Source organism: Duganella sp. CF458, assembly GCF_900113115.1.
Taxonomy (GTDB): domain Bacteria; phylum Pseudomonadota; class Gammaproteobacteria; order Burkholderiales; family Burkholderiaceae_D; genus Rugamonas.
The window spans coordinates 1-7,716 of record NZ_FOOF01000038.1 but is presented as its reverse complement, the minus strand read 5'-3'; the positions used below and the strand labels follow the sequence as shown (position 1 = coordinate 7,716).

The following is a 7,716-nucleotide window of genomic DNA, read 5'->3' as shown; positions in this document are numbered from 1 at the left end:
TGCGCTGGAACGTCTGGCCGTTCTGCTCCTGCACTTCGGAGATGCGGTTGCCCACCGCATCGTAGGCATAGAAGGTCCAGCGGTTGGTGTTGGCCGCTGCGCTCATGCCGGTCACCAGTTCATGAATGGTGGCAACCTGGCAGGCGTCGTCGTAGGTGTATTCAACGACCTGGCCCTTGCTCGCCTGGGTGCTACGCACCAGCAAGCCAGCGTTGTCGTACTCGTTGATCGTGACGGAACCGTCCGCACCGGTCACCTTCTTCAGGCGGCCCAGCTTGTCGTACTCGTTGGTGACCGTGTATTTGAGCGCATCCGTCGTCGTCTTCTTATGGCCGCTCTTATCCCAGGTCGTGTAGCTGGTGTTGTCCAACGCATCGGTCGTCGAGGTCAGGTTGCCCTGCGCGTCGTGGGTATACCAGGTCGTCACACCCTCGCTCGTGGTGATGCTGACCAGGTTGCCGCGTCCGTCGTATTCGAACGTCTTACTCATGGCGCGCTGGCCATCGCTCACCACGCTGTGCCCGGCCACGTCAAAGCGCCAGGTGTCCACCTGCGGGTAGGTTTGCTTTGCCAGCAGGCCAACGCCGTTGTACTCATAGGTACAGACCACCCGGCCGCCGATGATATCGCTGCGCAGCTGGCCGAACACGTCATAGGTGTGTTCTTCCGCCTTGATGCCATTGACGATGGTCGACAGCAGTTGCCCCGTCAGATTGTAATTCTCAACAGTCTGGCGATAGCGCACGTGCAGGCTATCGTTGTCCTGCGGTCCTGCAACGGTTGCATTCTCACGGTCGATGGTCTGGCGCACGACCGCCACGCCGCGTTCACCGAAGACGTAGCTGTACTCGCGCACACGGCCTCCGGCCGTACCGTCCGCCTTGGTCTGGCTCTCGCTCAGTTTGCGATTCTTCAGGTCGTAGGTGTAGGTCACCGTCGGTGCTGGATTGCCCGCAACGACCGGCTGCGATTCCTGCAGCAGGTTGCCCCAGTGATCGTATGCCTTGAGCGATTCAGGGCGCTGGCCCTGGCGTGTCGGCTGTACCTCGCGGATGCAGCGGCCCTCACTGTCGTAGTAGTACTCGGTGCGGCGTACATTGGTTGCCTGCTCCCAGTTCGCGACGGAGGATTCCTGCGACAGGTCGCTATTGCCGTTGGAAATACCGCCGCTCTCCAGCATGGCCGTGCGCTGGCCAAGCAGGTCGTACATGAATATCTGCACATGTCCGGATTCGTCGGTGCGCCACAAATGACCGGCGCGGTCATACTCGTAACTGAACTCCTGCTCGCCCTGCTTCTTGTAAATCAACTCGCCGAACGTGTTGTACTTCAGCGTCAAGCCTTGCTCTGGATCGGTCGACAGGCGCCCCATGTGATCATAAGACGCCGACGGATTAAAGCCACCGTTGTAATAGTCGTATTGTTCGACTCGTTCATCGATCTTGTTGCCCGCCGCGTCGTAGGTCACGTAGTGCCAGATGTGATCCGCATCATAAATACCCACCGCCCGGCCGGCATAGTCGGACACGATTCGGGTGCGCCGAACTTCTAACTCTTCCGACTCATCGGGCACAAGCTGGCCGTCGATCCGGAAGCCTTTTTCGTACTGGATCGATTCGATGACTCCACCGCTCACGCCGTAGTGATTGATGGTCAGGGCAAAGCCATCGCCGATCGGACGCAGGCCATCGAGGACGGCGATCATGCGTCCCATCCCGTCGTAGCTCATGAAGGTCGGCGAATTCGAGCCCGTCTGGCCCGGTCCCCAGGAGTTGGCGATGACGACATTGCCCTTCTTGTCGTACTCGCTGGTCTTCACATAGCCGCCGTTCTCAATGGCGAAGTGCGCGCGGTCGTTCAGGGTCTCCCTGGTGATGCGCTGTGCTTCGTCATATTCGAAGGTCGTGATGCGGTCGCGTCCATCCTGGGGCGCTACCGGCATTGGTGCGTAGTCACCCTTCCAGCCTGCAATGGCGGTTGCCGATTCGGTTGCCGAAATCTTGTTGCCAAAGTCGTCGTACTGGTAGCTGACCATGAAGCCGGTGTTGCTGACCTTAGCCAGGACTTTGCCGCCAACGTCATACCAGCTTGCTTCCACAGTCTGCACGCCGGTGAACGAATTGATGGTCGCCGTGGTCAGCAGGTTGCCGAAGGTGTCGTAGTCGCGCACGGTCTTGATGCCGGCTTGATAGTACTGCTGGCCAGCCGGTGCGGTCGGGTCGTACACGTATCCTTGCGGTTGCTGCGATTCCAGCACGCGACCCATGTGGTCGACCTTGTTCGTGATGACGCGATCGTTCACATGGTCCATGCCCGCGACGATTTGATCCAGCGCCGCCGTGTCCATGCTGGCGAAGCCTGCCAATTGATCGTTAGAGAGAGCTACAGCGTAGCGCGTCGTGACCAGCACATCGCCAAAGACATTGCGCTCGTAGGCGGTTACGCCGCCATTGAGGTCGAGTTCATATTTCAGCAAACCCGACTCGTCGTAGAACCGGCGAACATCGCTGCCCATTTCGGTGGAGGTCGTATCGACCTGCCCCAGCGCGTTATACCGTGGTCCTTTTCGCGCTGGCAAGGAAGACCAGATCGGTTCGGTACCCAGGTCCGAACCATAGTGCATCGATTCCGGCGTCACCGTCCCGCAAGGGCGGCCTGCATGATCGTAGATGTAGCGGATATCGAATCCGTCGACATTGTCCTCATAGTCTTGGCTATTGTCGTGCTTGACCGAACGCACCACCATATTGCCGTTGCCATTGAAGACATACTCGGTAACGGTTCGATAATTGCCGTTCTTCCCTGGAACCTCGGGACCAATTTCCTGCGCCAGGCGGCCTTCGCCGTCGTATTCGTAGTTCCAGACAAAGCCTTCCTTGTCGGTGAAGGTGGCTTTGCGGCCGTTGACACCGTAGGTGGTGTAGTCGGTGGCACCCATGGTGTCAGTGGTGCTGCGCACCTGTCCCATTGCGTCGTAGGTGTAGCTCGACGTGTGGTCACCTGCCGCAGCTTCGTTGAACAGCGCTTGCAGGCCGCCGACACTGTAATCGGCAAAGCCAACACCTGCACGCGCACCGATATGGTCCTTGAACAGGACTTCTGCGATGGCGTTGCCATGGCTATCGTACTCGGTACGCTTGACGGCGCCCAGAATGTCTACGCTGTACACCAGGCGGTCCTGGCTATCGTATGCGTAATGGCTGATGCGGTCGACTGCCGAAGGCGCAACCGGCAGCTGCGCGCGCACGGCTGGATTTGCCCACGCCGCGGCCAATGCCGCAACGTCATCGACGGTCGACATGTATTCGGCGTGTTCCAGCATATTGCCGTAGGCGTCGAAACGCTGGCGGGTGACAGCACCGTCCGGATTGACCTGCAAGGTCAGGTGGTGGTCCGCATCGTAAGCCATCAGGGTGATGCGGTCTTCCGTACTCACCGACACGCGGGACGGGTCGGAGCCCGGCACGATCTTCGTTGCCGACTGCACCTTCTTGACCACGTTACCCTGGTCGTCATAGGTTAAGGCGGTGACAATACCGGCCTGTTCGCTGTACACCAGTTGGTTCTGGTCGTTGTACACATTATGCGTACGCAGGTCGAAGCTGGCCTTTCCGCCAGCCGCCAGGCGGCTCGCATTGATGCCGGACAGGTCGACGATCGGGCGCATGCCGCCGTATGGCGACGCGGAGACGAGCGAGGAAGCTTCGTAGAGTCCTTTGGTATCCGCGTAGGTAACGGTTTCGATGACGTTGCCGTGCGCATCGTAACGCACGGCACTCGCTTCGAGCGGCACCGGCGAGCCGATGCCGGTCCAGATGACGCGGCCGGCGGCGTCGTACACCATGCTCTTGACGACATCAGGTATCGCGGGAATGCGATCTTCCCATCCGTAGGGGACGCGATTTTCCCATTCGCGAGGCAGGCTGCCACTCGTGTGAGTCCGCACCAGGTTATGCGATGCGTCGTAGAAGGAGTATTTCCGGTTCGACGATGTGTCGTAGCCGTACACCAGTTGACCGTACAGGTCATACCCTTGGAGAGACTCATTACCTCCAGGTGCCGAGTCGCTCTTCGGCACAATGGTTTCAATCAGGCGGCCATCCGAGCCGTAGTAATACCTGGTGGTGCCGCCATAGGCGTTGGTGTCGGCGATCAGGCGTCCGTCAGCGTCGAACACCTGGCTGAGATGACCGTCGTTCGCGTCATCGGCAATCGACGCTGCGGCGGCCGACAGTGCAGCCACCGTGGCCGCCGTCGACGGATCGATGGTGTTGATAAAGACGGTCTGGTTTGCGGTATTGCCGTCGTACGTCCATTGAACCAGTTCGCCTTTACTATTGAGGCGGAACACTTCGCGGCCCGCCGGATCGTAGACACTGCGGCTCCAGTCATCGCGCAGCGCATCCACGGCCACCGGCAGCGTGCCGGCTTGCGGCGCGGTGCTTGCGGCGGTCGGACGCGCTACCCGGTTGGTATAGCGCACCGTCTCTGTGACGTTGCCATCGGCATCGTAGGCCTTGCTCGTGACATAGCCGTCGTGGTCGACGTGCAGTACCTGGCGGCCTTCGCTATCGTAGGCGAACAGTTGCACCTTATCCTGGACGTTGGTGGCCGCTGCATGCGGCTCGGCGCCGACAGCCAGCGCAGTCGCGTACTGCACTTGCTTGGTGACGTGTCCTTCCACGTCATAGGTAAAGGCGGTCACCTTGCCTTCGCTGCTGACATCCCACAGCAGGCGGCCGGCATGGTCGAACACGCGGCGAGTGACGACGTCGCGGCTGGCATCGGCAACGGCCGTGACAGCCGCATTGATATTGGCTGCCGACGTAGCGCTGTCAAAGGCAATGCTGGCGGTGCCTGCCGCCTCTTCGCCCAGTTGGCCGAAGTAGTCGTCCAGAACCGGCGATTTGAACAGCGAAGCGGTCGACACGCGCGAAGCGTACGCGGTCTTTTCGATCACATTGCCGCGCAGGTCGTATTTGAAGGCGACTACATTGCCCGAGATATCGAGCGTGTAGACGGCCCGGTTCTGTGCGTTGTAGACGGTATGCAGGACGCTGTTGTGGGCAGCGCCGCCGTAGACGTTGCTGACTTTGCGTCCGGTCTCGTTGCCAATGCCGTCGTAGGCGTAGCTGGTAACGATAGCCATTTCGCCTGCCGGGCCATTCGAATAGCCGGCGAAATCGACCGTGGTCGATGCCACACGGCCGGCTGCATCATAGCTCCAGCGATAGCTCGTGGACGGCCAACCCAGCTCGTTCTGCAACGCAGCGTCGGTAATTTCCACCTCGTCACTTACCCGGTGGGTATAAGTGGAGGTTTCACTTACCTTTCCTGCGCCGTTATAAACGTGCTTGATCGCCGTGCCGGCCTGGTCGACGCTCCAGATTTCGCGGCCGCTGTTGTCGTAGACGTAGCGGGTGCGCAGGTCGTTCGCCGCATCCGCGTTGGCGGTGGCCAGCGCGGACAGGCTTTCCTTGCTGGCGTTGACACTGCTGTCGACCGGCTTGTGGTAGGTGATCGACTCGATCACGTCCCCGTGCGAGTCGAACTTGCGGGCGGTCAGCAAGCCGGTGTGGCCGATGCTGAAGATCTCGTTGCCGGCGCCATCGAAGACGCTTTGCGCAACCAGGTCCTTGCCTGCCTCCGCCTGCACGGAGTCTGCCAGCGCCGGCGAGCTGCCGGCGGTTGGACGCGCGACGCGGTTGCCGAAGACAGTGGTCTTGACCTTGTTGCCGTTCGCATCGTATTCGTACGTCGTGACCTGGCCGGTCGGATCGACCGTGGACACGATGCGCGAATCCGCGTCGTAGTTCACCAGGCTGACACGGTCGTTCGCTGCTGCGTGGACGGAATGGATGTCCGCCCCCGTTGCCAGCGGCGTCGTGTAGCTGATCGTCTTGACGACATTGCCGAAGCTGTCGTGGCTGTACGCCGTGACCACCCCTTTGGAATCCGACTCCATGACGAGGCGGTTGTCGGCGTCGAAGACCTTTTGGGTACGCAGGTCGTTTGCATCGTCGGCCACCAGGGCGCCCTGCACTGCTGCCAACGTCGCGGCAGTTGCCAGCGGGATGCGCTTGGCGTAGATGCGGCTTTCGACCACGTTGCCATTGCCGTCGTACTTCACGCCGGTGACTTGCCCCATGCCGTCGATGGTGAACAACGGACGACGTGCCGCGTCGTACACCGTGCGCGTGACGTTGTCGCGCGCAGGATCGCTGACCACTGCGGGATCGCTGCCGGCCACCCACTTCGAGATATCGATCGGGGTTGCGTAGGTCACGCGGGACACGACGTTGCCTTCACCGTCGTAGGTGAAGTTGGTCGCGCCGCCCATGCCGTCGATACTCCAGGACAGTTGGCCGGCCGCGTCGAACACTTGGTACTGGTGTACGTCCTGCGCGTTCGCGGCCGGAGCGACGATGGCGCTCCCTGCCACGTATTGGGATGGGTCGAGGGGGGTTGCGTAGACGATCTTCTCAACCTGGTTGCCTTTGCCGTTGTAACGATATTCCGTTACGCCGCCGGTGGCGTCCATTTCCCAGATCAAGCTGCCATTCTTGTCGTACACGCGCACGGCGCCGTCGTCCAGCGCCGCGTTGGCGCCTGCCGCCGCAGCGGCATCAATGCCGGCCGCGAAGTCGGCACCCAGGGCTGGGGCAAAACGTGCAGCGTACACGGTACGGCGTACCACTTCACCCAGGTTGTTATAGGCGTAGCCGGTCACTGCGCCGGTCGCATCGGCGCTCCATTGCAGGCGGCCATCGAGGTCGTAGGCGTAGCGCAGGCGCACGTCGCGGTTGGCATCGGCGACCGAGGACAGCGCCGCGGCCACTGCAGTTGCGTTGGCGGCGGTAGCCAGCGGAATCGGGCTGGCATAGGCGATTTTCTCGATCGCATGGCCGTTGCTGTCGTAACGGGTCTCGGTCACGGCACCGATGCTGTCGATGCTGTAGATCTCGCGATTCAAGATGTCGTAGACCTTGCGCACCACGTGGTCGTGCGCCGCATCCGCTGCAGGAGCGGTGATTGGCGCGGCACTGGCTGCCGTTGGGCGGGCCAGCGGCTTGGCAAACGCAGTGGACTTGACGACGTTCGAGTTGGCGTCGTACTCCAGAGCGGTCGCCATGCCGTGCTCGTCGACACGCAATACCAGGCGGTTGGCACTGTCGTAGCTGCTCAAGGTGACGCGGTCACCCTCTCCTGCCACGACGCCGGACGGATTGGCGCCGGCAGCAATGCGCTGCGCATACACCACCTGCTTGGCGAGGTTGCCGTCGATGTCGTAGCTGAAGCCAGTCACCTGGCCCAGGCTGTCCACCGACCATTGCAGGCGGTTGGCGCTGTCGTACGCATTGCGCACGTGGACATCGCGGCCGGCATCGGCCACGCCATCCAGTGCCGCGCGCATCGCGGAAATTGTTGCTGCGGTCGTGACAGGAATCTTGTTGGCATAGGCGATGCGCTCGAGCACATTGCCGACGCTGTCGTACTTCATCTCGACTGCGTCGCCATTGCCGTCCACGGTGAACACCGGACGGTTCAGCGCGTCGTACACGGTGCGCAGCATGCCGTCGCGCTGGTCATTGGCGATCACGGCAGGTTCGGTTCCCACCGTCCACTTCGTCATGTCGATGCGGGTGACATAAGTGCGGCGCGCGGTCACGTTGCCGTTACCGTCGTAGCTGAAGCGGGTCACGCCGCCCATGGCGT

1 protein-coding gene is annotated in these 7,716 nt (G+C 61.4%); it reads right to left on the bottom strand.

Annotated elements, in window-relative coordinates:
- Window positions 1–7,716: RHS repeat protein (locus tag BM269_RS28725; protein ID WP_139232908.1), on the bottom strand; the 7,716-nt coding region annotated here is incomplete at both ends.